Source organism: Candidatus Poriferisodalis sp. (genome assembly GCF_965262965.1).
Taxonomy (GTDB): Bacteria; Actinomycetota; Acidimicrobiia; order Acidimicrobiales; family Poriferisodalaceae; genus Poriferisodalis.
The window spans coordinates 1,801,589-1,827,475 of record NZ_OZ253573.1 but is presented as its reverse complement, the minus strand read 5'-3'; the positions used below and the strand labels follow the sequence as shown (position 1 = coordinate 1,827,475).

General features: G+C 65.4%; 27 protein-coding genes and 1 pseudogene. 14 read left to right on the top strand and 14 right to left on the bottom strand.

Going from position 1 to position 25,887, the window contains the following annotated elements:
- Window positions 1-41: 41 nt before the first annotated feature.
- The 5 genes from ACQY5K_RS08750 to ACQY5K_RS08730 form a co-directional block, all read right to left on the bottom strand.
- Complete coding sequence (locus tag ACQY5K_RS08750; RefSeq protein WP_428122064.1) at window positions 42-836, bottom strand: VOC family protein; 795 nt, start codon at window positions 834-836, stop codon at window positions 42-44.
- A 17-nt stretch (window positions 837-853) separates the two neighbouring features.
- Window positions 854-6,112, bottom strand: a complete 5,259-nt coding sequence (locus tag ACQY5K_RS08745; protein ID WP_428122062.1) for a hypothetical protein — start codon at window positions 6,110-6,112, stop codon at window positions 854-856.
- The gene (locus ACQY5K_RS08740) at window positions 6,094-6,543 is read right to left on the bottom strand and encodes a RusA family crossover junction endodeoxyribonuclease (protein ID WP_428122060.1); all 450 of its coding nucleotides are present in this window, start codon (window positions 6,541-6,543) and stop codon (window positions 6,094-6,096) included. The genes ACQY5K_RS08745 and ACQY5K_RS08740 overlap by 19 nt, the downstream gene beginning before the upstream one ends.
- Window positions 6,544-6,795: 252 nt before the next feature.
- Entirely contained in the window at window positions 6,796-7,773 is a 978-nt protein-coding gene (locus ACQY5K_RS08735) for an alpha/beta hydrolase (RefSeq protein WP_428122058.1), read from the bottom strand.
- Between the two features lie 91 nt (window positions 7,774-7,864).
- The gene (locus tag ACQY5K_RS08730) at window positions 7,865-8,605 is read right to left on the bottom strand and encodes a dienelactone hydrolase family protein (RefSeq protein WP_428122056.1); all 741 of its coding nucleotides are present in this window, start codon (window positions 8,603-8,605) and stop codon (window positions 7,865-7,867) included.
- Between the two features lie 194 nt (window positions 8,606-8,799).
- Here ACQY5K_RS08730 and ACQY5K_RS08725 point away from each other — a divergent pair, with 194 nt between their 5' ends.
- Window positions 8,800-10,518, top strand: coding sequence for an N-acyl-D-amino-acid deacylase family protein (locus ACQY5K_RS08725; protein WP_428122053.1), 1,719 nt, complete (start codon window positions 8,800-8,802; stop codon window positions 10,516-10,518).
- A gap of 5 nt (window positions 10,519-10,523) precedes the next feature.
- Here the strand turns inward: ACQY5K_RS08725 and ACQY5K_RS08720 are convergent, their stop codons facing one another.
- Window positions 10,524-11,573: a hypothetical protein gene (locus ACQY5K_RS08720; protein WP_428122051.1), complete on the bottom strand. Its 1,050-nt coding sequence runs from the start codon at window positions 11,571-11,573 to the stop codon at window positions 10,524-10,526.
- A gap of 101 nt (window positions 11,574-11,674) precedes the next feature.
- On the opposite strand from ACQY5K_RS08720, the gene ACQY5K_RS08715 reads away from it, so the two are divergent.
- From ACQY5K_RS08715 to ACQY5K_RS08690, 6 genes are all read left to right on the top strand, one after another.
- Complete coding sequence (locus ACQY5K_RS08715) at window positions 11,675-11,917, top strand: hypothetical protein (protein WP_420446383.1); 243 nt, start codon at window positions 11,675-11,677, stop codon at window positions 11,915-11,917.
- Window positions 11,860-12,672, top strand: a complete 813-nt coding sequence (locus ACQY5K_RS08710) for an enoyl-CoA hydratase/isomerase family protein (RefSeq protein ID WP_428122048.1) — start codon at window positions 11,860-11,862, stop codon at window positions 12,670-12,672. The genes ACQY5K_RS08715 and ACQY5K_RS08710 overlap by 58 nt, the downstream gene beginning before the upstream one ends.
- A 66-nt stretch (window positions 12,673-12,738) precedes the next feature.
- The gene (locus tag ACQY5K_RS08705) at window positions 12,739-13,734 is read left to right on the top strand and encodes a CoA transferase (RefSeq protein WP_428122045.1); all 996 of its coding nucleotides are present in this window, start codon (window positions 12,739-12,741) and stop codon (window positions 13,732-13,734) included.
- On the top strand, window positions 13,727-14,449 hold the full coding sequence (locus tag ACQY5K_RS08700; RefSeq protein WP_428122042.1) for an enoyl-CoA hydratase/isomerase family protein: 723 nt from the start codon (window positions 13,727-13,729) through the stop codon (window positions 14,447-14,449). Before ACQY5K_RS08705 ends, ACQY5K_RS08700 begins: the two co-directional genes overlap by 8 nt.
- A gap of 133 nt (window positions 14,450-14,582) precedes the next feature.
- Window positions 14,583-14,792 (top strand): hypothetical protein, encoded by a 210-nt coding sequence (locus ACQY5K_RS08695; RefSeq protein ID WP_419551964.1) that lies wholly within the window; start codon window positions 14,583-14,585, stop codon window positions 14,790-14,792.
- A complete protein-coding gene (locus ACQY5K_RS08690) occupies window positions 14,789-15,187 on the top strand; it encodes a type II toxin-antitoxin system death-on-curing family toxin (RefSeq protein ID WP_420446388.1) in 399 nt (132 codons plus the stop codon). The genes ACQY5K_RS08695 and ACQY5K_RS08690 overlap by 4 nt, the downstream gene beginning before the upstream one ends.
- A gap of 42 nt (window positions 15,188-15,229) precedes the next feature.
- Here the strand turns inward: ACQY5K_RS08690 and ACQY5K_RS08685 are convergent, their stop codons facing one another.
- The 4 genes from ACQY5K_RS08685 to ACQY5K_RS08670 all read right to left on the bottom strand — a co-directional run bounded on the left by ACQY5K_RS08685 (window position 15,230) and on the right by ACQY5K_RS08670 (window position 18,272).
- Window positions 15,230-15,655 (bottom strand): VOC family protein, encoded by a 426-nt coding sequence (locus tag ACQY5K_RS08685; protein ID WP_428122038.1) that lies wholly within the window; start codon window positions 15,653-15,655, stop codon window positions 15,230-15,232.
- Between the two features lie 11 nt (window positions 15,656-15,666).
- Window positions 15,667-16,440 carry a hypothetical protein gene (locus tag ACQY5K_RS08680; protein WP_428122035.1) on the bottom strand — a complete coding sequence of 258 codons (774 nt, stop codon included), beginning with the start codon at window positions 16,438-16,440 and terminating at the stop codon, window positions 15,667-15,669.
- Window positions 16,437-16,682 (bottom strand): hypothetical protein, encoded by a 246-nt coding sequence (locus tag ACQY5K_RS08675; protein ID WP_428122033.1) that lies wholly within the window; start codon window positions 16,680-16,682, stop codon window positions 16,437-16,439. The genes ACQY5K_RS08680 and ACQY5K_RS08675 overlap by 4 nt, the downstream gene beginning before the upstream one ends.
- A 258-nt stretch (window positions 16,683-16,940) precedes the next feature.
- Window positions 16,941-18,272 carry an IS1380 family transposase gene (locus ACQY5K_RS08670; RefSeq protein WP_428122032.1) on the bottom strand — a complete coding sequence of 444 codons (1,332 nt, stop codon included), beginning with the start codon at window positions 18,270-18,272 and terminating at the stop codon, window positions 16,941-16,943.
- 226 nt (window positions 18,273-18,498) lie between these two features.
- Between ACQY5K_RS08670 and ACQY5K_RS08665 the strand changes: the two genes are divergently transcribed.
- The 5 genes and pseudogenes from ACQY5K_RS08665 to ACQY5K_RS08645 all read left to right on the top strand — a co-directional run bounded on the left by ACQY5K_RS08665 (window position 18,499) and on the right by ACQY5K_RS08645 (window position 22,851).
- Window positions 18,499-18,741, top strand: a complete 243-nt coding sequence (locus ACQY5K_RS08665; protein ID WP_428122030.1) for a hypothetical protein — start codon at window positions 18,499-18,501, stop codon at window positions 18,739-18,741.
- A 112-nt stretch (window positions 18,742-18,853) separates the two neighbouring features.
- Complete coding sequence (locus ACQY5K_RS08660) at window positions 18,854-19,432, top strand: enoyl-CoA hydratase/isomerase family protein (protein ID WP_428122028.1); 579 nt, start codon at window positions 18,854-18,856, stop codon at window positions 19,430-19,432.
- 266 nt (window positions 19,433-19,698) lie between these two features.
- On the top strand, window positions 19,699-20,709 hold the full coding sequence (locus tag ACQY5K_RS08655; protein ID WP_428122026.1) for a CoA transferase: 1,011 nt from the start codon (window positions 19,699-19,701) through the stop codon (window positions 20,707-20,709).
- Window positions 20,702-21,310 carry an enoyl-CoA hydratase/isomerase family protein gene (locus ACQY5K_RS08650; RefSeq protein WP_428122024.1) on the top strand — a complete coding sequence of 203 codons (609 nt, stop codon included), beginning with the start codon at window positions 20,702-20,704 and terminating at the stop codon, window positions 21,308-21,310. Before ACQY5K_RS08655 ends, ACQY5K_RS08650 begins: the two co-directional genes overlap by 8 nt.
- 554 nt (window positions 21,311-21,864) lie before the next feature.
- Window positions 21,865-22,851 (top strand): annotated as a pseudogene (locus ACQY5K_RS08645) (IS1595 family transposase).
- Window positions 22,852-22,895: 44 nt separating this feature from the next.
- Here ACQY5K_RS08645 and ACQY5K_RS08640 read toward each other — a convergent pair.
- From ACQY5K_RS08640 to ACQY5K_RS08625, 4 genes are all read right to left on the bottom strand, one after another.
- Window positions 22,896-23,084 (bottom strand): hypothetical protein, encoded by a 189-nt coding sequence (locus ACQY5K_RS08640; RefSeq protein ID WP_428122022.1) that lies wholly within the window; start codon window positions 23,082-23,084, stop codon window positions 22,896-22,898.
- 298 nt (window positions 23,085-23,382) lie between these two features.
- Window positions 23,383-23,559 carry a hypothetical protein gene (locus tag ACQY5K_RS08635; protein WP_428122020.1) on the bottom strand — a complete coding sequence of 59 codons (177 nt, stop codon included), beginning with the start codon at window positions 23,557-23,559 and terminating at the stop codon, window positions 23,383-23,385.
- A 39-nt stretch (window positions 23,560-23,598) separates the two neighbouring features.
- Window positions 23,599-24,144 (bottom strand): hypothetical protein, encoded by a 546-nt coding sequence (locus ACQY5K_RS08630; protein WP_428122017.1) that lies wholly within the window; start codon window positions 24,142-24,144, stop codon window positions 23,599-23,601.
- Window positions 24,145-24,281: 137 nt separating this feature from the next.
- A complete protein-coding gene (locus tag ACQY5K_RS08625) occupies window positions 24,282-24,980 on the bottom strand; it encodes an IS630 family transposase (protein WP_428122015.1) in 699 nt (232 codons plus the stop codon).
- Between the two features lie 194 nt (window positions 24,981-25,174).
- On the opposite strand from ACQY5K_RS08625, the gene ACQY5K_RS08620 reads away from it, so the two are divergent.
- Complete coding sequence (locus ACQY5K_RS08620; RefSeq protein ID WP_428122012.1) at window positions 25,175-25,384, top strand: hypothetical protein; 210 nt, start codon at window positions 25,175-25,177, stop codon at window positions 25,382-25,384.
- Window positions 25,381-25,536 (top strand): hypothetical protein, encoded by a 156-nt coding sequence (locus ACQY5K_RS08615; protein ID WP_428122009.1) that lies wholly within the window; start codon window positions 25,381-25,383, stop codon window positions 25,534-25,536. The genes ACQY5K_RS08620 and ACQY5K_RS08615 overlap by 4 nt, the downstream gene beginning before the upstream one ends.
- Window positions 25,537-25,887 lie beyond the last annotated feature (351 nt).

Genomic DNA, 25,887 nt, shown 5'->3' with positions numbered 1-25,887 from the left:
CGCCAACGCGGTGCTTGAAGCTGTTGAGCAGAAGCGGGGCGCTATTCGGGCCAGTCGCTCAGGGTGATGAGATCGAAGACCGCTCCCGCAGGATCAGCCACGGTGGCCACGCGGCCCGGACCCCAGTCGGTCGGAGGCATGAGCACCGTGCCGCCATTCGCCGTGGCGGCCTTGCAGGCGGCGTCGACGTCGGCTGCGCCGAAGCTCACCTTCCAGTGCGGCGGCACGCCCGGCGGCGGTTGACCCGAGATGCTGGCGATCGGTTCGCCACCGAGTGTGAACACACGGCCCGAGGGTCCGAACTCGTCCCACGATGACGCTTCCCAGCCGAACAGCTCGCAATAGGAGGCAGACGCTGCGTCGAGATCGGTGGTGAAAGTCTCGGCCCAGGTAAACGCGCCGGGCGCGTTCACAATGTCAGTTCCGATGGCGCCGAGCGTCTTCCACGCACAGAACACCGCGCCGGTTGGATCGGCGCCGATCACCATGCGCCCGGCGGGATCGGCCGACCCCTCGGGCACATCGAACGGCGGTCGCACCATGGCCCCTCCGAGGTCGGCGATGCGCTGTGCGGTGGCGTCCGTGTCGCCGACAGTGATGTACACGTTCCAGCACGGCGGGACGTTCTGATCGATCATCTCAGTCGGCAGTGCCATCACGCCGGCAGCGCGATGTTCGTCCACCGTTGCCATGACATAGCTGATCTCTCCGGTGGGATCTCGTTCGTATTCCCAGCCGAGCACCGCCCGGTAAAAATCGAACGCACCCTCGACGTCGCTCGTGATCAGATCGACCCACGAGGGCGTCTCGGCCTGATAGCTGTCTCGCAACGGCATGTCGCTACCGATCCTCTCTACGTACTGCGCGCAAATCGTTCCGACTGGATGTCGTGCATGCGGCCGTGCGAGTCATAGGAATCAGCGACGCGTCGAAGAACCTGCGCAGTGCGTGGCCAGCGATCCCCGACGATCTTGGCTTGCTCGTTGTAGCGGAGGACAAGTTCGCGTTCGGCGTCGCCACCATCCATTAGGCCCCGGCTGTGGACACCGCGCAGGTTTGAGATACCGATGGCGAGACCGTGTTCGACGTCTGGATTGCGCAGTTCTTCGAGTAGGTCGCGGACAGCGGGGGGCGGCACAATGCCGCTGCTATCGCCGCGATCTGCAGGTGCCTTGGCCAGCATCTGCCCAAGGTGCTCGTACCCGAGGCGTGACACGTCGAGTTCTTTGAACCCTTCTAACGCTCGGCTAATCCAGTCGCGCAGCTTCACGAGGTCAATAGTGCTGTCATCTCTCGTACCCGGAATGCGATTCCAGTAGTAGAGGATCGTCCAGGCCTTGCCCGCCGCCATGGCGGCGAGCGTCTCTGTAGTGTCGGCATCGACGGCATCATCAAAGTCACGTGGTTCGCTCTCGTCTGAGTGCGAGTACATCCTGGCAACGAGTTCGACGAAGAATCTCGGCTCCAGCGAGAGCCTCGCATGCAGCAGCGACGGTCGCCTGCGGCTACCCGGCATGTCGTCAAGCATGAGTTCTAGGCGTGCGAGTCGAACCCGGTGCGGATCGTCGAGATTGAGTTCGGTCAGTGGCAGTCGATCGCTGAGCCAGTCGAGCACTTCTTCGGCTCGGAATCGCAACCGCTGCGCCATCCGCGGTGTGTCCATAGCGTCGGCGACGGCCTCGAGCGCTCGTAAGGCGAGATCGACCAGCCATGAATTGTCGCTAACGGCTGTCTCATCGGGGCCGACGGTTGCGAAGCAGTGATACGCGACGACTTCGATGGCCGCGTCAGCCCTGCCCGCGGCTAGCAGCCGTTCGGCTGCCTCGGCGGTGAGTGTGAAGTCCGCGCCATATGGCAGCGAGTTGTATCGCGCCCAGTACGCCGCATCGACCTCAGGTCCGAGAGCCTCGGAGATTTCCCAGACAAGCGGGAAGTCCCTGAGTGTGGCTAACAGCCGCGCCACGTTTGTGGCACTCAGATGGTGATCGCGCAGGTTTGCCAACCACGCTGAGAGGTCTGCGTCGGCGCGGCGCAAAGATCTGAGCATCTCAGCAAGGAAGCCCAGTGCCACGAGGTCGCACGGCACAGTGTCGCCCTCTGGGCTGATTGCCGGCGGTGCACTTGGGTCGAGAGCGCCAACGGGTGGCTCGGGTGGTACATCGTCTGCGAGCCAGCCAGCGAGGGTGGACGGCAAGGCACTGGCATCGACCCTCTCGCCGCTGTCGAGTGTCAGTTCATCCGAGTCAGCGAGATCGGTTAGTACGCGCCCGATGTGCTCGACGCCGGATACCTCACGGTCACCGTGCGCTCGAACAGCGAGCCTGCGGATGCCCTCAAATCCGCCTCCCGAGTACGCGTGCGTGACTGCGACGCGGCGAAGCTCAGCGAGGCGTGTTTCCTCCGCTTCCCGATCATCGCCGATTTCGGTCATATCAATGTCCGGTGCATGTGATTCGAACAGCCATGCGCCTGTGGTGGCCGGGTCATCGTCTCCGATCCTCTCCGCGACCTGCTCGACACTCGCGAGTTCATCGGGCTCAAGGGTCCAGAACTCGTCGGTGTACCGACGGTGCAGGCCGATGAACGACCGCAACCGATCACCGAGCAGCGACCTGTCGAGGGCACCTTGAGTCGCGGTCTGTTCAACGATGACCAAGGCTCTTGCTCGTGCGTCCGGCGGCAAGCGCATGAACATTCCACCCTCATCGAGCGGCCAGTACATGTCGGCCAGATGGCTGGACTCAACCGCGCTCGAAGCAAAATGTTCGACCATGTCCAGCAGCAGTGCGATGACTTGGCTGGTCGCCGACGCCTCGTCCTCAAACGGCGCTGGCTCGACCACGGCTGGCCAGTCCCGGATCGTCGGCGCCGCATTCGGGGAACCTCCAGACCGATGGGGCGCGAGGTCCCACAAACAGCGCCACAGCGCAGTCCGCCGTTCGCTGGTGCCGGATGCCTCGTCGCTCTGAGTCCGGTCGCACAGTCCCACGAGCACTTCGTTGCGTCGGTCGGTCGACAGCCCTGATTGGGGCAGCCACGGCCTGAACAGCGAAACAAGACATCCATGCGCCTTGGCGGCTAGGTCGTCGTTCCCGATTGCAGCGATCGTCAGCAGGACATCTGACACGAGTGCCAAATGCCCGGATTCGGGAGACCAAGCGAGCGTCTCCAGAGCGTGACTCAGCCCGTACCAGCCAGCATCGGACGAGGGTCCGGCACTGCCTTTGTTTAGGACTTGCAAGCAGTCGGGGGCCTCCCGCGCCCGTTGGAGGGCGCGAGCGATGGCTTCAAGAAACTCATCCGGTGCTGCCTCCGCGAGCAGCGGCAAGACATCGGCCAGATCGACGATGCGCTGGAGCGTGCGGCGAACTGCTCTTTCGATTTGGCCTAGCGCGGTGTCCGCTACCTGCGTCTCTTGTTCCAGCTCATGGCCATCGTCGGCATCATCGGTGCCGAAAAGGCCGCGGACGATCAATGCGGCGCGTGTTTCAGCGCTCATTCCGCTCGCCAATGGTGCGTCTATATCGATTGTCCCTAAGAGCGCCGCGGTCTGCGCGAACCCGTGTCGCAGTTCATCGCTGTAGGTGGCCTGCGTGAACTTGACCCCGGCGATCTCGAGGTCGGTGCCGTCAGGAGATTGCAGCGTTTCAATCTCTGTGAGCACACGTGACGCTGCCCCTGAGTACCGGTCGAGCACGTAGTCGGGGATCTCGGCCGAGAGGAGTCGCCATGCCTCGGCAGGTGCCACGACATCCCACTGGTCGCCGACACGCGCAATCAGCGGGTCGGCACCTTCGCTGAGTGGCCGGAGTATGAGCCGTAGCTCTTCGTAGCTCAGGCCGGTGCCGGCCAATTCGCACAGGACGTATTGGTCGCTCACGCGCCGCTCGGACCAACGGCAGGCCAGCAGAGCGGCCCAAACTACGGCACGGTCCTTGTCCTCTGGCAATTGACCTCGCCAGGCAGGCGTGGCGGGCCTTGGACCCAATTGGAGTGTTCTTCGCAGCGCGCCAAGGCTGCGACGCCCGAGTGCCGCCAAACGCCACGCTTCACTGCGGTCAAGACCTTGTCGTTCGAGCGCCTTGGCAGCAGCGGTCGGATCAATCCGCCCGATTTCAATCAGTGCTTCATGCTCCACGGAGCCCGTACTCGGGCGATTGGCATGGACGAGGGGAACAACCGTGCAATGCCGGGATGGCTCCGAGCCGTCCGCTATGTCGAGTTCAGCGGCAACCAGAATCGCCCCGCCGCCCGGTTCACGCTTGAGACGCCGCCAGGCAGCGGCATCGGACACGAGCAGCATCCGGTCGAGGAGCGCCATTTCGAGGATGTCGTCACGGGCACCTGCCGCCAAGACGAACTCGATCGCATCTCGAGTGCTCTCGGCGACGACGTATACGGTCCCGCTCCCGGTCGAACATCTCTCGACGAGTTCATAGAACTGCCGCTCGCGGCCGGCAAGCAACACCTCCGCGGTGAGCCGTCCGCCGGTCTGCGCGAGTTCATGTTCCCAACGTCTGCGGGCCGACGTGAAGCCATCAGGCACGAGGCCAAGACGTTCCGAGAGTCGGGCCCGTGTGGCCGGAGCTTGGATCAGCCAATTGAACAGGTCGTCAACATCAAGCGCTCTGACTTCGCGCCAGTGCCCGTCCTCGCTGCGCTGCTCCTGCCATCGGCGCTTCGATTGCTGCCGGCTGGCTCCTGCGCTTGTCGTGCCAGTTGGGTCGGACATCGTGGGCCGTGCCGCCTTCGCTTCGGGCCAAACGCGGGGGGTGAGATAGACGTACGTGATCTCGCTGGCGCCGGGTCGTGCTTCGCCGGTCCTCCTGCGGTAGTTGGTATCGGCGTTACGCGCGACATCAGTCGACGTCGAGACTTCCCAGCAGGAGTGCCCAGCGGGCACCCACGCCGGGCCCTGACGGCTTTCGACCAAGAGATCGAAGTCGGGACGCCCGATTCCCTCTGCGGTCGGACAGTCGATCCGGGTCAGGTCATGCGCGGGCGTTGTCTCCAGGACCAGGTCTCGGATGAGTTCGGGAAGCTCTTCTCGCGCCCCGATCCTGTCCGCCCATTGGAGGATGTGGTGACGTTGAGCGAGTCCCAGATCGAACTGAATATGGCCAACAACTGGAATCTCTGGTTCGATGGGCTGATCTGCCTGAACTGGTGTCGCCGTTTGCGCCACGGTGGGAGGATCGCAAAGATCGCCGGGACGAGCGGACGCGGGATCGCGGGATGCCCATGTGAGCCCGTCCTGCTCGATGAGGAACACGGTCCGGTCCAACGACGCTCGTTCGGAATCACCGAAGCGTGTGCGGAGCACGGCTCGCGCGTCGTAGGGCCCCGTACCGAGCCACACATAGTCGCCCGTAGCTGAGTCAGCTGCGACGCCAGCTTGTTCAGGGGTGCAGAAGTGCCGTTCGAACCAAGCGAGCATTCCAGCAACGACTTCAGCGTCTTCGGCGCTGCAACGTGCCGCGATCTCCAAGGCAGCCTCGGTCAACTCCTCGTCGGGCAGGCCTGTGTCCCGCGGTGAGCCGTCGGTGGCGACGGCGGCATGGAAGCTGCGGAGCGTCTCGGCTTCGTCAGCAGAGATGGCACCATCGGTCTCTAGGCCGCTGATCAGCGAGCTCGACAGATCGGGTGGCTCCCGGTAGCGCTCGCCGCGTGCAACTTCGAGTCGGAAGAGAGCGCTGCTGACAGCGCGTCTCGCGAGTGCCACGGCGCCTGTCGGGGAGATGGGCACAAGACGTCGCGCCTCGGCGATCCAGTCAGCGACGACTTCCTGCGATGGCGGACGGGAATCGGACGGACGTCCGAACTTGACTATGTCGAGGTGCCACCCAGGCCGACCGTCGACGACAATTCGCAGCGCCGCTAGGCGGGCATCCGACTTCTGGTCGCAGTCGGCTGGTGTGAATTCGACGACGCGAGTCTCGGTGTCGTCCCCCTCGCCCTTGCGTGCGACGAGATGGACCACGATGCCCGCGCCCTCGCCGCGCCAGTCGGCGGCTGCGAGGTGTTCTGAAGCGGAGATTGCGTAGCCCGCCGCCTGGTATCGCCGTCGAGCTTGGTCAATTGCGGCCCAAATGTTCAGTGCTGAGGCAGCCATGGCGCCTCGAGCAGGTTCGGTGGGTCAACGATCTGGAGGTAGACGAATTCCTCAAGTTTCTCGGCGAGTACGAAGTGGCTGACGAGTTTCGTCGGCCACGACTCCCAGTCTGCCGCAATGGAACGGTCGCGACTCAGCGAATTCAAGTCGATCCGTGCCGCACGAATGTCGGTGAGCTGATAATCGTCGGCGAAAACGAGTGCCTGCAGCGCATCGAAGGTTGGCTTGAGCACGTTGTCAAGGTCGGGAATACGGGCAGCGCTCACATCGCAGAACCAGTGAAAGCAAGCGTGTACCGGACCGGTTTCGTAGACGGGTCCGTGCGGAATGGTCGCTCGGGCGGCCTCTTCAACCGACTGCCTCCAGCCATCAAGGCTTCTGGTGCTGCTCTGAAGCGACTTTGGACGGCCCACGACTATCAGCTCGATCATGACTCTGCCGCGGCGGGGGTACGCGGGGCTGATTCGGCAAGTTTCTGCGCATGAGGCGTTGCGACGCGCCGGATGGGTTCATGGGATGTCTGCCACCTATTTCGCAGCACCGCTCTCGACAGCACAGATGGAGCGTATGCAGTGATGTTTCGTGATGTGAGAGTAATTTTCGGGTCTGCACGGAACTCTCGGGCGCGCTTCGCTGACTGAAACGCTGCACCCCCGGTGATGCTCTCGACTCAGTCGGAGGAGCTAATCGCCCAGAGCGGGGGAGAGCGCACGCCCCATGGCGAGGGCCGTGATCTCTTGGGCTTCGTGTGCTTGGTCCAAGAAGCGGGTCATGCCGAAGAACCCGTGGAATTGGCCGGGGTACTCGACCAGCGTCGTGGGCACCCCGGCGTCGGCGAGCTTCTGTGCGTACTCGACCCCTTCGTCGCGCAGCGGGTCGTGGCCGGCCACGATGACGAACGCGGGTGCCGCTCCGGACGGGTCGTCGACCGCGAGCGGGGCCGCATAGGGGTTCTTGCGTTGCGACTGCGGGCAGTAGAGGTCATCGAACCACGCCATCGTGTCGCGGGTGAGCAGGTAGCCCTCGGCATTGGCGATCATCGAATGGGTGTCGCGGTCGAAATCGGTGACGGGATAGATGAGCACCTGAAGCGCCGGCTGAGCGCAGGCGTCGCCTCGTGCTGCGCCGTCGCGGCACATCAGTGCCACTGCGGCCGCCAGGTTGGCCCCGGCGCTGTCGCCGCCGACAGCGACACGTTGCGGGTCGACGCCCAGCTCGGCAGCGTTGTCACACACCCACTGCGTCGCCGTGCAGCAATCGTTCGGTGGCGCCGGGAATGGGTCCTCCGGCGCCATTCGGTAGTCCACCGAGACCGTCACGACCCCGGCCAGCATCGTCAGCGACCGGCACGTCCGGTCGTGGGTCTCGATGCTGCCGACCACCCAGCCACCGCCGTGGAAGTACACGAGGCAGCCGAGTGCGCCGTTGCGGTCAGCTGTCGCTGCTCCGTCGCCGGGTCGGTATATGCGCACGGCAATGTCGTTGCCGTCAGGCCCTCGAATCGTGCGGTCCTGAGTGCTCGCAACGTCGACGAACTCGCCGGCGGGCGGCATCTCCTCAAAGCCCTTGCGGGCACGTTGGGGACCAACGTCCTGAAACGTCGGTCGGCCCAAGGCGTTGAGCTGGGCGATGACACGTGATGCTTGATCTTCGAGAGTCACGGCCGGGAGCATATTTCCCTGAGTTCAGGCCGTGCTGAATTCATCACGTGCCGAGTTCAGGCCGTGCTGCTCTGCGCGCCTGTTGTCGGCGTCAGTTGAGCTGGCGATCGAAGAGGTCGTGCAGGAGCTCCCAGTGACGCTCAGCGGCCGGCTTGTCGTACACGGGTCGTTGCGGGAAGACAAATCCGTGGTGGGTGCCCTCCAGCCAGTGCGTGTCCGCGTTGGTGCCGGCCTCCGCGAAGGCAGCGCAGAGCCGGTCGAAGTGGGCTCGATCGACGTAGTCGTCGAACTCCGCGGACATAACCAACACCTCTCCCTTGATGTCTCCGGCGCGGCGGTGCGGCGAGTCGTCAGCGTCCACAGCGAGTCGGACGCCGTGAACGGAGGCGGCTGCGGTAATGGTGTCGGGGAACTCGGCCGCGAGCCAGAGCGCCATTGGGCCGGTCATGCAGTATCCGGTGGTGCCGACCCGCTCGGTGCTGGCCGCGCTGTCGGCACGGGCGTGGGCCAGCATCGTCTCGGCGTCGCGGGCGATCATCGCGTTGGACAGCCCCATCATCAGCTCGAACATGAACGCGACGCTTTCGGGGTCGTCGCGCTGCGCGACGAAGCCCGACACTTCGCGGTAGTACAGGTCCGGAAGCATCACGTAGTACCCGACGGCGGCAATGCGCCGCGCCATGTCGTGCAGTTCTTCGCGCTTGCCCGGGGCATCCATCAAGAACAGCACGGTCGGGAACGGACCCGGCCGGCGTTCAGATGTCCCGGGACGCACGATGAACGTGCTCATCGTGCCCTCGCCGGTTTCCAACGCCACGTGCTCTTCGAACATCGCTGCCTCCTTGTGTGCGTGTCACGTTGGATCCAAGAGCGAATTGCGGCCCTGCCAACACACGTCTTCTGCCGACGAGAAGCTAGCTGCGGCCGAGTTTCGAAGCCGGAGACGAGGCACGTCACGCATCACGGTGTCGTTGTCGTTACCGTGCAGGTTGACGGCGAGCGAGGCCGCAGCAGAGGGGGACAGCCATGGGAGATCTGCTGATTCGAGGCGGGACTTTGGTGGACGGCACGGGTGCGGAGCCGCGCCGAGCCGACGTCCTCATCTCCGACGGTGTCGTGGCCGAGATCGGCGAGTTTCCCAGCCAGCTGTCCGGACGTCGCGCCGACCGCACAATTGACGCTGAAGGCCATGCCGTGACGCCGGGCTTCGTCGATGTCCATACGCACATGGATGCGCAAATCGCCTGGGATCCCATGGGCGAGAGCTCGTGCTTTCATGGCGTGACCACGGTCGTGATGGGAAACTGCGGCTTCACGCTGGCCCCGGCCCGCTCCGATGCTCGCCACCTCGTGGTGCGAAACCTTGAGCGGGCAGAGGACATCTCCGCTGAAGCGATGGCCGCCGGCATCGAGTGGACCTGGGAAACTTTTCCCGAGTACCTCGATTTCGTCGAGGCCACGCCCAAGGGCATCAACTACGCCGGCTACATGGGCCACTCGGCGCTTCGGACCTGGGCAATGGGCGAGGCGGCGTTCGATCGTGGCGCCAACGATGACGAACTCGCGCTGATGCTGGCGCAGTTGCGAGACTCGCTGCGTGCAGGTGCCATCGGCTTCACCACTTCCATCTCGTACAACCACGAGACCGCCGACGATCGCCCAGTGGCTTCGCGGATGGCGGAATGGTCCGAGATCGATGCTTTGGTCAGCGAAATGGGCGTCATGGGTGCCGGCATCTTCGAGCTGGCCAACCACGGCGACCTGCGCTCACGTGACGCCGAGCGGAACGATGCCTACGTGGCCAAGCTCGTCGAGCTAGGCGCCCGCACTCGTGTCCCGATCACCTACGGAATGCTGGCCCCCTCCAGCGAAGACCACCACTGGAAGCCGGTGATCAAGCTGCTGGACGGCATCAACGCCGCGGGCGGCATCTCGTGGGGTCAGGCGCACAGTCGCTGCCTCGGCACTCTGCTGTCGTTCCGCACCACGCTGCCGTTCGACGCGCTGCCGCTGTGGCAAGAGATGCGCGCGGGCTCACGGGGCGAGCAGTGGGCAGCGCTTCGAGACCCCGAAACTCGAGCTCGGCTCGTCGACGAGGCTGAGAATGGTGACTACGGGAGGGCCCTCGGCCCGGAGGCCCGCAAGCCTGTCTGGGCGCACATCTATCCGTTGACGCGACCGTTGCCGCCGTTCTGCACGGTCGAAGAAATTGCAGCAGAACGGGGCGTGACCCCGATGAATGCATTCGTCGACTTGGCCGTGGACAGCGACTTGGAGCTGTTCTTCGTCCAGGCCATCGCCAACCAGGACCAGGATTTGGTGCTGCGACTGCTGAAGCACCCACGCGCGATCCCCACGTTCTCCGACAGCGGGGCGCATGTCACCCAGATCATGGACTCGTCGCTGCAGACCCACCTGCTGGGGCACTGGGTTCGCGACCGTCAGGAGTTCACACTGACCGACGCGGTGCGCCGCATCACGCAGCTGCCCGCGACGGCCTGGGGCTTCGATGACCGTGGCGTGCTGGCTGTCGGCAAGGCGGCCGATGTGAACGTCTTCGACCCCGAGACGGTCTCGCCCGACATGCCCGAGCTGGTGCACGACCTGCCGGCGGGTGAGCCACGCCTGCGCCAGACCGCAACCGGCTTTGCGGCCACGATCGTCAACGGTGAAGTCATCACCGAGCACGGCAAGGTGACCGGTGCCGTCCCGGGTCGCTTGCTGAGGGGCCCGCTGGCTCGCTGAGCAGCTCAGCCGGTCACTGGTTTCGGCCGCGAATCGGCCGAGTTCAGGCTCTCTCGTTTTTCTGAGACACCGGGGTTGGGGCGGTTGCCGACATACGCGCTGCCGTAGTTGGGTTCGCTGAGCCAGTCGATGCCGGCGATGGTCTCGTCGAAGCCTTGCCGTAGATCCTTCCAAGCCGCCACCAGCCGATCCTCGGCCTTGTAGTCGAAGGGATCACCCAGTCGCTGCTCGAGTGAGCCACCGCGCTCAAGCGGATTGTCTGCCAGCCACCGTGCGGGAGCTGCAAGGTCGTAAGGCAAGGACACCAGCTCAAAGCTGTGGTCGAGTTCGGCGGCGACGATCTCCGCGATCTGCGCGATCGCCAGCGCGGACGAGTCGGCCACGTTGTAGATGCCGCCGAGAGCTGCAGTGGGCGCGTCGCAGGCCAGCAGCGTGGCGTGGGCAGCGTTGCCGATCCAACCCTGGCTCTTCACCGTGAGGCCGCCGTCGGCCACGACGAGGTACGGCCGCCTGTCGAGCGCCCGTCGCACGAGGGGCCACTCGCGTGGCAGCGGCTGGCGAGGCCCGTAGAGCTGCGGGTAGCGCAGGTGGATGGCCGTGGGGTGGTGTTCAAGCACGGCTTCCTCGGTGACCCGGATCATCCGCAGCTTGCGGAATTCCTCGCCGTCGCCGATCAATGCTGCACTGTGCGGCAGCGGGACGGGCATGCCAAAGGGGAACAGATCATCTGGACTGCCGAAGCCGCGGTACACGCCGACACCGCCGATCGACACGAAGTGGTTGCAGTGTCCTGCCAGCAGCTGCGCCAGCACTCTCAGTCGCCCGTACATGACCACGGCAACGTCGAAGTCCTCGCCGCTGAGCGCTTCGCCGGTGGCCTCGCCGTCGAATGGATCGGTATGGATGTGTCGGACTTCTGGGTCGATGAGCTCGGTCTCGTGCCGCCCCGTGTGCAGGATGGTCACGTCGAAGCCGCGTTCGATGAGCCCGTTGACGACGAGCGGACCGGTGGGCCCGGTGCCTCCCACCACGAGCGCTGTTTGTCGTACGGTCACTGCGTCATTGTGTCTGTTCTTCGTGAGGTAATGCGGGTGCGCGACGTGTAGCTTCGTGGCGACCGCATTCCGCATTGACACGATGAGACCAGGGGGATCCTGTGGCAACCAAGGCTGGAGAGCGTCTGGACTTCGACGGTGGTGTGCAGGTCATCGTCACCAAGGGTGGCGAGGCTGTCATTTCCTCGTCCGCCGGTGGCGAGGGCCTGAAGGTCGGCAAGCGTTACCAGGACGAAGATTCCGGTATCGAGGTGCTCGTCACCAAGCCGGGCGCGGTGACCTTGCAGTGCGACGGCAAGGACATGGCACTGCAGGAGCCAAAGAAGACCAAGTCGGCCGACTGAGGCCGATTGAGGTCGTATCGGGGCAACCTGCGCCGGCCACCCAAGGGGGTGGTGGCATTCTGAACCGCATCGAACACACCCTGAGCGGCGGCGATCTCGACCGCGCCGCAGCGCGTGCGCTTGCCGACCTCTGTGCGTCTGTGCGCGAGGCACGCGAACCGGCCGTGCTGGTCCTGCGCAACGAACCCGGCACCGACTTCTGTTCGGGCATCAGCTTCGATCCGCTCGAACTCCAGCCCGATCCGGCAGCAGCGCTGGCAGCAGTGAGGAGTCCGGTGATCTGCGCCATCAGCGGCGCTTGCTACGGACCCGGACTCGAGTTTGCGCTGGCCAGCGATGTCCGTCTGTGCGATCAGACCGCTCGCTTTGCGATGCGCGACGCCGTCGATGGCCGGCTCCCGGCCTGGGGAGGCACGCAGCGCCTGCCTCGTGCAGTCGGGGGATCCCGGGCCAGTGCGATGTTGTTGCTGGGAAGCGAGATTGACGCACCGACGGCCCTGGAGTGGGGCCTGATAGGTGCGGTGGAAGAAGACCTCAACGGTGCTGTCGAGCGCTGGCTCGACGAGCTGGCCGGCGCAGGGCCGTTAGCACTTGAGTTTGCGAAAGAAGCCGTCCACCGGGGTTCGGAGCTTCCTCTCGCCGACGGACTCCGTCTCGAGGGCGACTTGAACCACCAATTGGCCGCCACCGACGACCGCGCCGAGGGCCTCGCCGCATTCTTCGACAAGCGCCCGCCGGACTTCGCAGGGCGTTAGCCATGCGAAGCATCAGACTCGGTGCAGGGCGTTAGCCATGCGAAGCATCAGACTCAGTGGTGGGCGATGAGCGTCTGGCTTCCACCGGGTCTGTTCGCGTACGGATCTGAATTGGCTGCGGCCATTGACAGTCGGCTGGGCCGCACGTTGGTGGGAGACGGGGAAGCGTGGATCGACCTGCCCCGCCGGCTCGGTACTGCCGACGTGCCGAGCGCCCCCGTGCCCTGGGGCAATGGCGCGCTCTGCGTCGACCTCGGGCCCGACGACGTCGAGACGTGGGAACACTTCGCCGAGGTGCACCGAGACGAGCCTGACCCCGACGCCGTCGCCGTTGCCGCGCAGGAATGGCGCCTTCCAGTCACGCCGTATCGCCGGATACCTGCGGCAGCTGTCGGCCAGGTCGCGGCCCCAACTGGCAACGAGCCAACTAGCACGACCAGCATCGACGGAGCGAAGGTGGTGGATCTGACCTCGATGTGGGCTGGCCCGCTGTGCACCGAGCTTCTCGGTCGTGCAGGTGCTGAGGTCCACAAGGTCACTTCCGCAGCCCGACCCGATGGCTTGGCGGGCACACCGATGCACGCGGAGCTGAATGCCCACAAGACCGTGGTCGACCTGGATCTGCGGCTCGCAGCAGACCGACGCTCCCTCGATCAGATGCTGGCGTCTGCCGATCTGCTGGTCACCTCGCTGTCGCCGCGGGCGCTTGCCAATCTCGACCTGCTGCCCGAGCAGCTCTGTGGGTGGCACTCGCGCTTGCGCACCATGGCAATTACTGCATTCGATCCGGGTGGGCCTGAACGCGACTGGATTGCATACGGAACGGGCGTGCATGCCGCGTCGGGTTTGGGCTGGCTGGGCGACGAGCCGCAAGCGCCCGCCTATTCCTATCCCGATCCTCTCGCCGGGCTTCAAGCTGCTGCCGCTGCGTTGGATCAGCTAGCCGGCAGCGCGCCACCACACCAGCGGGTGTCGCTCGCAGGTGCGGTCGCACCGCTTGCGGCCCGGGCAGCTTGCACCCCGACCTCCGGAGCCCGGACCGATGGGAACAGTCATGGCTGAGCGAGTCCGGCTGGTCTTCGATCACGACGGCGTTGCCACGATCACGCTGTGCCATCCGCCGCTCAACATCTACGACCTCGAGATGCGCGACGGGCTGATTGAGGCCATCACGGCAGTCCGCGACGTGCCCGATGTGCGCTGCGTGGTGCTCGCTGCCGAAGGCAAGCACTTCAGCGCCGGGGCCGACCTGTCCGAGTTCGGCACAGCCGAGTCCATCTTCGAGGCACGGCAAATCCGCTGGGACCGTGACCCGTGGCTGCCGCTTGTGAATCTGCCGGTGCCGACGCTGTGCGCGTTGCACGGCTACGCCCTCGGCTCGGGACTGGAGATGTCGCTGCTCTGCGATCTGCGCATCGCCAGCACCGATACGATCCTGGGACTGCCCGAGGTGAAGCTAGGCATGCTGCCCGCTGCAGGCGGCACTCAGAGCCTGACCGCCGCAATAGGACCGACTGCAGCGCTGCCACTGGTGCTCAGCGGACGCAGCATTGACGCCGTCGAGGCTCAGCGTCTGGGCATCGTCTGCGAGGTCGTCCCGCCCGATGACCTCGAAGGCAGGACTGTCGAGCTGGCGAGCGAGCTTGCGCGCATCAACCCGCTCACAGCACGGGCGCTCCGTCGCTGTCTTCGCGCCGCGAACGATCTTCCGCTCGAGCACGGCCTCGCCACCGAGCGTCGCTGGGCCAGCCTCGTTGCCGCTGGCGCAGACGCCTGAGGGACAGCAACTCTGCTGTGCTCTTGACTGCCGCTCATCGTCACGCCGCCTGAGCGCGCAAGGCAGCCTGCGTGGATGCCTGCTTCGGGGCGCGTGCGAGGACTCATGGGTGGTATCGCGATATCATGATCTCATGACAAGACAGACGACGGTCCGGCTGCCGGACGATCTGGCGCAGGAAGCTGAGGTCGTCGCCCGCGTTCAAGGTTCGAGTATGAATCAGCTCATCGTCGACTCGTTGCGCGCCGAGATCGGCCGGGTGCGCGCAGACGACGATTTCACTTCCACGGCGAAACGCCTGCTTGAGAGAGATCGCGAGCTGCTTGAGCGGCTCGCACGGTGACCAGGTATCTGAGCATCGCTGAGTATCTCTGGCTCGCCGAGCAGGTCACTGGAGTTCAGGCTGAAGAGCTATCCAGATCTGCCCGCATCGAATTGGCTGACTCTGCGCTGCACGCCCCGCAAGCGAGCTTCGGCGGGACGGATTTCTACCCGGACTTGATGGACAAAGCAGCGGTGCTCTGCTGGCGCTTGGCACGCAACCATCCGCTGCCAGATGGCAACAAGCGAGCAGCTTGGGCAGCACTCGTCATGTTCATCGATCTCAATGGCGGACGCTGGGATCCTGATCCACCCGATTTCGACGACGCAGAACAGACGATGCTCGCCGTGGCAGCTGGCGACATCGACGAAGAATCCCTCGCAGCATGGCTCCGTGAGGGAGTCACATTCTCCTAGGAGGGTGGTCGGGGGTGACGGAGTGGGAGATGGGCGCTGCGTCTAGCGGGAGACGACGCAGAACTCGGAGCCTTCGGGATCGGCCATGACGGTGGCGCGGAAGCCGAGGTGACCGTCAGGTTCGGTCTCGGTGTTGGCCGGCACCAGCACGGTCGCGCCGAGCGCCACCAGGCGGGTTACCTCGCTGTCCATGTCACCGGTGAACAGGTCCAGATGGGCCCGCAGTTTCGCCGTCTTGGCTTCAGGCACGCGCTGGATGGTCAGGTGGTTCAGCATCCGGCCGCCGCCCGCGTCCGACAGCGTGATGTAGGGACGGCCGTTGCCGACCCGCTGAGCAAAACCGACCGCTGCCTGCCAGAAATCGGCAGTTCGCTCCGGATCGGAGCAGTCAATCGTCACGCCCACGGCCCGCAGCGGCGAGCCGGTCTCAGTGGCGCTGTCGGTGGTATCGGGGGCCGATTCGCTCATGGCAGCGGACGCTACTGGACGCGTTCGGTGCCCTCAGCGGCGGGCTCGGCGGGATCGCACACGAATCGAATCGCGGGAATCTCGATGTCCTCAAGCGACACCGAACAGCTCACGACCCAGTACGGATCAAGCAGCCGCTGACCCCAGGCCTCGGCATCGAATGCGTCGATACGGGCGGCGAGTCGCTCCACGCGGGACGGCATGTGATGGGTTTCGACCTGGACGAGCCGCAGTCCCAACGGGGTGTGCGCCAGGTTCATCGAGCCGACCTGCTGAAGGTCGCCAACCGACAGCGGATCGGGGTCGAGGGCACTCACTGCGAGCATCGGCCCCGCGCCATTGCGACTCGCCGTGTCGTCGCTCGCCTCGCCCCTCGGGGCGACCGTCAGGTCGACGCCGTCGTAGTGGCGGCGCAACGAGACCTCGGCTTGCAGTGCGGGGAAGCCGAGTTGCGACCGCAAGCCGTCGACGGCGTCTTGGGTGGAGGCTGTGGCGCCGACACAGAACGTTCGGGCGCGGGCGCCGCTGCGGCACACGACTCGCACAAACGCGGCGCTGAACGCCCCCCACGGTGAGTTGCCGACATCCCAGGCAACGAGCGACATTGCGGGCGGCACGATGGGATGCAGTCCCGGTGGTAGGACTTCCTCGCGGGCGCTGCGCCGCAGCTCGGCGACCAGCGAGAGACCGGTGACGCCGCTCAGCGTGATGGGTTCGCTGCCGAACGATGAGATTTCCGCCGCACCTACGGCCAACTCGTCGACCGACGCGGTCCCCGAGATCATCGGCTCGCCCCGGTTGGGGTGGTTGACGAGGTGGCCGCATTCGACTGGCCGACGTCGGGAACTGTTGTGGGCGTCGTCACTGGCCGCGCCCGTTCGGCCGGGGTTTGGAACTGCGGGATGACCTCGGTCGCGAACAGCCGCAGGCTGTCGAGCACCTGTTCTTGGGGGATCATCTCCATGGCGTTGAGCAGAAAGTTGATGCCGGTCACACCGACGTCTTCCCACTGGCGAATTGTCCGCACGAGGTGGTCGGGATCGCCGATGCCGACGCCTTCGGGCAGACCCCTAGCCCTGATTATTCACGAGAATGCCGGTTCGGTGTTTTTGGGTTGTGTTTTGGTGTGTCGGGCGGGTTAGTCGGCTTGACGGGACCCGGTGGGTGTTGTTTGGTGCCGCTGGGGTGGTCGCAGGGCCGGTGTTGGACCCTGACATGGGTGTGTGGGCGCGACGGGTCGGCCGCCGCGTGAGCGGCGCTGTTGGCGGCTGGGGGTACGGGGTGCTCAGTTGGAGTGCTGGGCGGCGAGCAGGGCTTTGGCGCCGGGGTGTGCTGTGGGGAGCCGCAGCCAGGTGCGTCGGCCGGTTTCGCATACGAGCGCGGGCAGGTGCCACAGCGTCCAGCGGAGCCGTTTGGGTGCTGCGCGTTTGAGCGGTCCGGTGAGGCAGTGTGTCTGGAACCAGTGCACGAGCGCGGCGCTGATGGTGCACAGCGTTGCCCATGCGCAGTTGGCGTCCCGGGCTGTGAAGGGCATGCGCGCCAGCCCGGAGTCCTTGAGACGCGCGACGGCGTCTTCGACGTCGGCGTGCTTTCGCATGAGCTTGTCGAGCTGGGCTGGGCCGGCTTGGGCGTCGGTGAGGAATCCCCAGCAGCGGAAGTTCTCCGACGCGAACAGGCTGCGCTGCGCGCCCGGGTGGCGCGGTTCGCGTCGGATGATCAGCCGTGTGCGTGCGGGCCAGCCCGACAGGTCCACCAGATCGGTCAGCTCCGCGACGTGGGCTTTGGGATGGCGCTGGGTGGGGTTCGCCACCCCGGCGGTCCACCGTCGGGGATCGCAGCGCGCAGCCGCGATGGCGACGTCGATGCCCGCGGTGGCCCGAGCGGACATGAAAAACGTGATGTTGCGGTCCCGGCATGCTGCTGCGATGCGCGCCGAGCAGCCCCCGGCGTCGACCCGCAGCACCATCTCGCGTCCCCCCAGCGCCGCGTCGTCGCCTGCGCGGTGGACCGCCGCGTCAGCTGCGGGCAGCACCGAGACCGCCGCGTCGAGCACTTCTATGTGATCGGCGATGTCGTTCGCGGCGGCGTTGCCCGGGCGCAGCTTGGCCCACAGCGGCTCCCCGTCGCCAGTCGAGCAGATCATCGGCCCGAACCCGTACCTGCCCTTGTAATGGGGCGCAGCGCCCTGCTTGTTCTCAGAGTGGACCTCCACCAGCGTCGAGTCGATGTCGACCGCCAACGGGCCGCCGGCTCGGCGCTTCGACCACGCCTCGGCGCGTGCGGTCGCCGCGGCGCCCCACAGCGCCCCCAGTCCCGAGCCGTCGATGCCTCGCAGCGTCCGATACAGCGTCGAGTCCGACCCCACCGCCCCGAACAGGTCCCGCTGGGACCGCAGATGCTCGATATCTGTGCACGCCTCACCGCCCCCGGCCAGCACCAACAACAGATGCACCAACAACACGCCCCGGTCATGGACCGGGGCACGCTCGCCGCCCCGCGGCACCGCCGCCGACAGCGCCCCGGTCAGCCCGACGCGGTCCGCGAAACCGCCCAAAGCGAACAGTCCCGCGCCCCACGCCACCCGATCACCGCCGCCTGCCAGACGCGCATTTGCCACACTGCCAAGTTTCACCTCGGAGATGCCTCTCTGAACTGCACACTGCGTGTGTCGACAACACGCATCGTCGCAGATCAGAGGGGCTTTTCCGCGGACTCACACACCCAAACCCACCAGACTCATGAATAATCAGGGCTAGTTGTTGCCGCGAGGTAATGCGGGTGCGCGACGTGTAGCTTCGTATCGACCACATTCCGCATTGACACGATGAGACCAGGGAGATGATGTGGCGACCAAGGCTGGAGAGCGTCTGGACTTCGACGGTGGCGTGCAGGTCATCGTCACCAAGGGTGGCGAGGCTGTCATGTCCGCGTCTGCCGGCGGCGAGGGACTGAAGGTCGGCAAGCGTTACCAGGACGAAGATTCCGGTATCGAGGTGCTCGTCACCAAGCCGGGCGCGGTGACCTTGCAGTGCGACGGCAAGGACATGGCCCTCCAGGAGCCGAAGAAGACCAAGTCGGCCGACTGAGGCCGACAATCGAACGTAGGGTCGACTTGTCGGACCGACCTCTGCAGACGGCAGGCGACACTCGCCGGCCACCCGAAAGCGTGGTGGTGCCCTGAACCGCATCGAGCACACCTTGGCCGGCGGCGAACTCGACCCCGCCGCAGCACGTGCGCTGGTTCGGCTTTGCGCGTCGGTGCGCGAAGCGCGCGAGCCGGCAGTGCTGGTCGTGCGCAACGAGCCCGGCACCGACTTCTGCTCGGGCATCAGCTTCGAACCGTTCGACGTGCAACCCGATCCGGCTTCCGCGCTGGCCGCTGTGCGGGGCCCGGTCATGGGCGTCATCAGCGGCGAGTGTTCGGGCGCAGGCCTGGAGATTGCGCTGGCGTGTGATGTCCGGCTGTGCGACGCGGGCGCGAGCTTTGCTCTGCGTGACCCGCTGGACGGCCGACTCCCGTCGTGGGGAGGAACACAGCGCTTGCCTCGCGTGGTCGGGGCTTCCCGAGCGAGCGCAATGCTGCTGCTGGGGAAGTCTCTCGACGCACGGGCAGCCCTCGAATGGGGACTCGTCCACGCGGTGCCCGAAGATCTGGACGGTGCCGTGGACCAATGGCTCGACGAACTGAGCGGCGCGGGGCCGCTCGCACTGGAGTTCGCCAAGGAAGCTGTGCATCGAGGCTCGGAGCTGCCCCCCTCCGGCTCGAAGGCGACCTGAACCACCAGCTCGCCGCCACCGAAGACCGCGCCGAAGGCCTCGCCGCCTTCTTCGACAAGCGCCCGCCGGACTTCGCAGGGCGTTAGCCATGCGAAGCATCAGACTCGGTGCAGGGCGTCGGCCTTTGATGGGGGCCCGCGGGTCGGGTCCTGGCACCGAACACCCCGCAGTCCTCGCAAGCTGCGGCTGCGGGGGCCCGTTCGTTGCCACCCGACCCGCTGTGTTGATCGGTGCGCGAGTGTTGAACGCAGCGCGGGGCGTTGACCGTGAGTGATTGGCTGCCGCCGGGTCTGTTCGCCTACGGAGCTCAACTTGCCGCAGCGATTGACGGTTGGCTCGGGCGAGTGCTGGTCGGCGATGGGTCGATGTGGATCGACATGCCCCGCCGGCTCGGTACTGCTGACGTGGCGAGCGAACCGGTCCCTTGGGGCACTGGCGCGCTGTGTGTGGACCTCGGACCGGACGACACCGGGGCGTGGGAGCGGTTCACCGCGGTGCACGGGCACGAGCTTGATCCAGAAGCCGTCGCCGTCGCCGCGCAGGAGTGGCGCCTGCCGGTCACGCCGTATCGCCGGCTGCCCGTTGCGCCTGCACCCCCAGTTGGGATCCTGTCGGGCGACGAACATCGCGCCACGACCGGCGTCGACGGCGCCAGAGTGGTGGACCTCACTTCGATGTGGGCAGGCCCGCTGTGCACGGAATTGCTGGGCCGCGCAGGCGCCGAGGTCCACAAGGTCACCTCGGTTGCCCGACCCGACGGCCTGGCTGGGTCACCGATGTACGCCGAACTCAACGAACACAAGACCGTGATCGAGTTGGACCTGCGGCGGGAGACAGATCGCCGGGACTTGGACGCGCTGCTGGCATCGGCGGATCTGCTGGTGACCTCATTGTCGCCGCGGGCGCTCGCCAACCTCGATCTGCAGCCCACCCAACTTTTCCCTCGCCACTCCCGGCTGCGCTCCTTGGCGATCACCGCGTTTGAGCCGGATTCGCCGGAGCGCGACTGGATCGCCTACGGCACCGGGGTGCACGCCGCCTCGGGCCTGGGCTGGCTGAGCGACGATCCGCAGGCGCCTGCGTACTCCTACCCCGATCCGCTTGCCGGACTGCAGGCAGCGTGCGCCGCAGTGGGCCAGCTCGCGGGCGTCGCGCCCCAGCACACGCGTGTGTCGCTGGCGGGCGCAATGGCGCCGCTGGCTGGGTGGGCGGCATGCAGCCGCGCCGGAGGCGCCCTGACCACCGGCGCCTGGACCGATGGGAACTGGCATGGCTGAGCGAGTCCGGCTGGATTTCGGCCATGACGGCGTTGCCACGATCACGCTGTGCCATCCGCCGCTCAACATCTACGACCTCGAAATGCGAGACGGCCTGATTGAGGCGATCACGGCTGTGCGTGACGTCCCCGATGTGCGCTGCGTGGTACTGGCCGCCGAGGGCAAGCACTTCAGCGCTGGTGCCGACCTGTCCGAGTTCGGCACCGCGGAGTCCATCTTCGATGCCCGCCGGATTCGCTGGGATCGCGACCCGTGGCTGCTGCTGCTGAGCCTGCCGGTGCCGACGCTGTGTTCGTTGCACGGTTACGCCCTCGGCTCGGGCCTGGAGATGTCACTGCTTTGCGACCTCCGCATCGCCAGCACCGATGCGGTCCTGGGACTGCCCGAGACCAAGCTGGGCATGCTCCCCGCGGCGGGCGGCACGCAGAGCCTCACCGCGGCCATCGGACCGGGCGCCGCGCTGCCGATGGTGCTCAGCGGACGCAACGTCGATGCGGCCGAGGCGCACCGACTGGGCATCGTGTGCGAGGTCGTCCCCACAGACGATCTGGACAGCCGCACGGAAGAGCTGGCCGGCCAGCTCGCCCGCATCGACGCATAGGCCGCCCGGGCGCTGCGCCGCTGCCTGCGCACCGCGAACGACCTTCCACTGCCTGAGGGCCTGGCCGTCGAGCGCCGCTGGGCCCACTTCGTTGCCGCCCGTTCAGACGGCCAAGCACAGACGCTATAGCTGCCGGCGCACCTTTCCGTGCAGCCACTCAGCGGGAGACGACTCAGAACTCCGAGCCCTCGCGGTCAGCCACGCGTCACCAGAACGTTGGCTGATGTGGCCAGTGCGATTCTGTGAAGAACTACACTTGACGTTCAAGCCACGGGAATCTCACATGAAGGGACTTATACGCGTGGCTACACAGCTTGAGAGTCCTACGCCAAGCATTCGCGCGCTCCGCGCGATTCATCGGGTACCGTCACCGATAGAAAGCAGCCCAGCCGAACGAATCCGACTGGGCTGCCATGCCTCGAATCAGGGGTGCCATCCGACCCTCGGCATTACTAGTGCCGGGGGTCGGCTCGTCCCAAGATGGCGTGTTTCTGGTTGCCGCGCGCGGACCCAGCGGCGGTTTCGATGTCACACCCCCCTGCGACAATATGGACATGGGCAAAGCACCTGGAAGGCACTACCGCAAAGGGATCACGCTGGTGGAACTGTTCAGCCTGTTCCCCGACGAGCAGGCTGCGGAAGCATGGTTCGTGGCGTAGCGCTGGCCGGACGGGATGCGTTGCCCGCATTGCGACTCGGCGGACGTGTGCGAGCGCAAGAACCGCAAACCGCAGCCGTACAGATGCCGGACGTGCCGCAAGGATTTCTCGGTGAAGGTCGTCACGGTGATGCACGGCTCGAAGCTCAGCCTGCGGACGTGGGCCATCGCCATCTATGCGCTGACGACGAACATCAAGGGCATCTCGTCGATGAAGCTGCACCGCGATCTCGGGGTGCGGCAAGCAACGGCGTGGCATCTGCTGCATCGGCTGCGCGAAGCACTCGACGACAACGCCGGTCTGGTGTTCGACGGACCCGTGGAAGCGGACGAGACGTTCATCGGCGGCAAAGCGAAGAACATGCACGCCCACAAGCGCAAGCAGCTGACGGGACGCGGCGGGGCGGACAAGACCCCGGTTGTAGGTGTCAGGGACCGAGCGACCGGCAAGATCGCGGCACGGGTCGTGCCGAGCACCGAAGCCCCGAACCTGGTGCCGTTCGTGGAAGGTCACACCAAGCCCACCGCACACGTCTACACCGACGGGCATCGGGCGTACCAGGCGCTGTCACGCCGCCACGATGTCGTCAAGCATTCGGTCGGGGAGTACGTGCGGGGCATGGCGCACACGAACGGCATCGAGTCGCACTGGGCTTTGCTGAAGCGTGGTTTCATCGGCACCTATCACCAGATCAGCGCCAAGCACCTGCATCGCTATGTCGCGGAGTTCGCCGGACGGCACAACGTCCGCTCGTTCGACACTCACGACATGATGTCTCGCACCGTGCAAGGCATGGAAGGCAAACGGCTCCCCTACGCGACGCTGGTCGGCGAGCCAGTCGTCGGCACGGCCGTGATGTCGGACCTGTCGGAGCCGTGGTAAGCCCGAACACTCGCGCGCGTTAGGGTTGGGATATGGCCGAAGACTCAGTTCGGGAAGTCGAGCACGAATCCGATCCAGTCCCCGTCGGGGTCAAGCTCCAGTCCCTCCGCGAGTTTCTCCAGAGACTTCGCGACGCTGGCCTCGAATTCCCTCGCGTCGTATTCCAGCAGCCGCCCAGCGCTCTGTAGCTTCTCCGCTTCCGACGTCGTGTGACGACGCAGAGCTTCTCCCAACGCGCTCCGCTATTGACTATCGAGAATGATCGTTGCATATCTCAGCGCGATGGTGAGCGCGACTGCGACAGCAGTGTCGTCGGGCATCCGCGTACGATGCCAGCTCGCACCCGTCGTGCAGGACAGCCAAGGGGAGATACACAAGCCAAGCGCCTGGTAAAACGCAAGGGCCCGCCGAAGCGGGCCCTGCACCCAGCCACCGAAGCGGCTGGGGGGATATCGCCGCAGGGTATATCACCCGTGTCACAAGTTCCACGGTCGCGGCGGGAACGGCCAAGCCGCCGGCCAAACCGCCGGGTCAGACGACGCCGGTTGCCTCGAATTCACGGAACTCTGTCTCGAGCTGTGGCGACTCTTGCTGATCGTCGCCCGACGGCTGGCCGAGGATCTGCACAATGTCGGGTAGTGCGAGGCCGGCGAACGCAGCCGCGGTCGGCGGTGACATGACCCCGGTCACGACCGCTTGACGCAGCATCCGCAAGAACGACCTGGGGAAGCGTTGATTCCTCCCCAGCTACTGACATTCCTCGAGCCATGTAGCCAGCAACAACGCCGCGTGGTCGAACTCTCCCTCGTCGTACAGCACTTGGCTGGCCTGGATCATCGTCACGCACCACGCCGTTTCGGGATCAGTTCGCCGAGTCCATGTTGTTGCCGTGGCCGCTACGTTGCGGAGCTTCGACGCGAACTCAGCGTCGATCTCGCTTTGGCAGCGTTTCAGGGTGATCCTCGCCAGCCGCGGGGATTGTCGGTCTTCGCGCCAGTTGCGGTACGCCGTTTTGCATCCGGGAGACGGGATCGTGTTCGCGGCCTCTACGAGTTTGTCATGGAAGCTGGCGGTGATGTGCGGCTCGCACTCGTAGGCAGCGGTGCGGGCTGTTCGTGCGGTCTGAGCGTTCTTGTGAATCTTGTACGCAGTCAGACAGTCGTCGTATGTGCGTGTCGGCTCCGTTGTGGACACGGATTCGGGGAGCGCCGGTCGTGCAGCGTTCGCAGGCTCATCGTTGTCCGTGCAGGCGAACAGCAATATCGCGGCGATGCCGATGGCGAGTGGTCGCATGGCGGTGCCCTCCGAGCGGGAGCGTGGTGTGTGCGACCACAACCGTGCTGACCTGTCCGGAGGGAACCATGTGGCTCCCGCAAGAGGTCAGCACGCACCTTGTCGTGAGTTGTTCGGTTGTGGTCGCAGCGGCGACACTAGTGGTGTGTCGCGGTTTTGTTTAGGGCGGTTCGGGCTCGTTTGACTTTGGCGATGATCTGGTCGGCTGTCTTGGTCCATTTGAGGGGCTTGGGGTCGTGGTTCCAGTGCGCGGCCCAGTGCTCGATGACGTCTTTGAGGTGTTCGACTGATGTGAACGCTTGTGTCTTGAGGGCTTTGCGGGTCAGGATCGAGAACCAGCCTTCGACGAGGTTCGCCCAGCTGGAGCTGGTGGGTGTGAAGTGCAGGTGCCAGCGCTTGCGGCGGGGGTGGGAGAGCCAGGTGCGCACGGGCTCGGACTTGTGGGCGGAGACGTTGTCCAAGATGACGTGGACGTCGAGGTGGCGCGGGGTGTGCAGGTCGATCCATTTGAAGAACGCGAGCACGTCGGCGCCGGTGTGGCGCTTGCGGGTCTGGGTGAGGACCTCGCCGGTGGCGACGTTGAGAGCGGCGAACAGGTCGATGGTGCCGTTTCTCTTGTAGTCGTGGGTCATCGTGCGGTTGCGGCCCGGGCGCATCGGCAGCGACGGCTGGGTGCGGTCCAGCGCCTGGATCTGGGTCTTTTCGTCGAAGCTGAACACCACCGCGCGCTCGGGCCGCCATCTGGCGCGTCGACCAGCACGTCGCCGCGTCGGGCGGCTCGGCGCACAGCGTGTCGGCCACGATCGCCACCCCCTCCAACGACAAACGATCCGCATCCGACACGACAAATCCAGCAGTCATGCCCCCACCATATGCGCCCCAACCATTTCAACGACGAACCACTAGCCGCGGGTTCGTTGGCTGTCCTGAGAACGTTCGCGCGCTAACGTTTTTCCTATGGGTGTCGCAACCTCGCGTGTATGGTGTGTGTTGCAGCGGCGGTTTGGGACGCTGCGGAGAGGATCACACGATGACCGATAACGGCGCTGCGGAGCCGATCACATTGATGACTCTGCACGACTACATGGTCGGCATGAACACGGTGCTGGCAGAGCACGTTCAGCGATTGAACAATCTCGAAGGCCAGGTCAGCGAGATTCAGTCCGGCACGGCCCGCATGGAGGGTCGCATCAGCCGAGTCGGAGCGAAGCTGGATCAAGTCTTGGAACTGTTGTCGTGAGCAAGCAACGCAAGCGTGCGTCGCGGGCTGCGATGAAGGCCAGCCCCGCACCGGAGCCGGACTCCCTGCCGGTCACCCCCGAACAGCTCGCACGCGTCGTTGTCACATCGCCGCCGAAAGACGACTGGGACTACCAACGCGAAGCTGTGTAGCCACGCGTATAAGTCCCCACATGAAACACCAAGCTTGCCGCCACCGGCGGCCAATTCCAAGACTCAATCGCTGGCTAAGAAGCGTCCTAGCGATCTCGTTAGTGGCATCCGTGGCTGCCATCCCGAGTGCTAGCTCCGCGCAAACTCCTGAATCAACTGAACTGACAACTTACCGCGACGTGGCTATCTCTGTTGAGGGTCACGAACCTCAAGTGATCTGGTCCGGTGAAGTGTCGAGCTATTCAGAGAGTCACATCGATGGGTTGGTTGACGATTTCTTGGAATCGCACGGTGGCGGCACTGGCGGGTCGGCAGTTAGCGGAGCCGCGGCAGCTAGCGAAGCAACGTCCT

Excerpts from the sequence above, each read along its gene's own strand:
- ACQY5K_RS08730 (WP_428122056.1), bottom strand. The coding sequence starts at position 8,605 with ATGTTCGAAGAGCACGTGGCGTTGGAAACCGGCGAGGGCACGATGAGC.
- ACQY5K_RS08630 (WP_428122017.1), bottom strand. The coding sequence starts at position 24,144 with ATGCGACCACTCGCCATCGGCATCGCCGCGATATTGCTGTTCGCCTGC.
- ACQY5K_RS08705 (WP_428122045.1), top strand. The coding sequence starts at position 12,739 with ATGAGCGTCTGGCTTCCACCGGGTCTGTTCGCGTACGGATCTGAATTG.
- ACQY5K_RS08685 (WP_428122038.1), bottom strand. The coding sequence starts at position 15,655 with ATGAGCGAATCGGCCCCCGATACCACCGACAGCGCCACTGAGACCGGC.
- ACQY5K_RS08695 (WP_419551964.1), top strand. The coding sequence starts at position 14,583 with ATGACAAGACAGACGACGGTCCGGCTGCCGGACGATCTGGCGCAGGAA.
- ACQY5K_RS08620 (WP_428122012.1), top strand. The coding sequence starts at position 25,175 with ATGACCGATAACGGCGCTGCGGAGCCGATCACATTGATGACTCTGCAC.
- ACQY5K_RS08650 (WP_428122024.1), top strand. The coding sequence starts at position 20,702 with ATGGCTGAGCGAGTCCGGCTGGATTTCGGCCATGACGGCGTTGCCACG.
- ACQY5K_RS08680 (WP_428122035.1), bottom strand. The coding sequence starts at position 16,440 with ATGATCTCGGGGACCGCGTCGGTCGACGAGTTGGCCGTAGGTGCGGCG.
- ACQY5K_RS08750 (WP_428122064.1), bottom strand. The coding sequence starts at position 836 with ATGCCGTTGCGAGACAGCTATCAGGCCGAGACGCCCTCGTGGGTCGAT.
- ACQY5K_RS08745 (WP_428122062.1), bottom strand. The coding sequence starts at position 6,112 with ATGGCTGCCTCAGCACTGAACATTTGGGCCGCAATTGACCAAGCTCGA.
- ACQY5K_RS08625 (WP_428122015.1), bottom strand. The coding sequence starts at position 24,980 with ATGCGGATCGTTTGTCGTTGGAGGGGGTGGCGATCGTGGCCGACACGC.
- ACQY5K_RS08740 (WP_428122060.1), bottom strand. The coding sequence starts at position 6,543 with ATGATCGAGCTGATAGTCGTGGGCCGTCCAAAGTCGCTTCAGAGCAGC.
- ACQY5K_RS08725 (WP_428122053.1), top strand. The coding sequence starts at position 8,800 with ATGGGAGATCTGCTGATTCGAGGCGGGACTTTGGTGGACGGCACGGGT.
- ACQY5K_RS08635 (WP_428122020.1), bottom strand. The coding sequence starts at position 23,559 with ATGCTGCGTCAAGCGGTCGTGACCGGGGTCATGTCACCGCCGACCGCG.
- ACQY5K_RS08700 (WP_428122042.1), top strand. The coding sequence starts at position 13,727 with ATGGCTGAGCGAGTCCGGCTGGTCTTCGATCACGACGGCGTTGCCACG.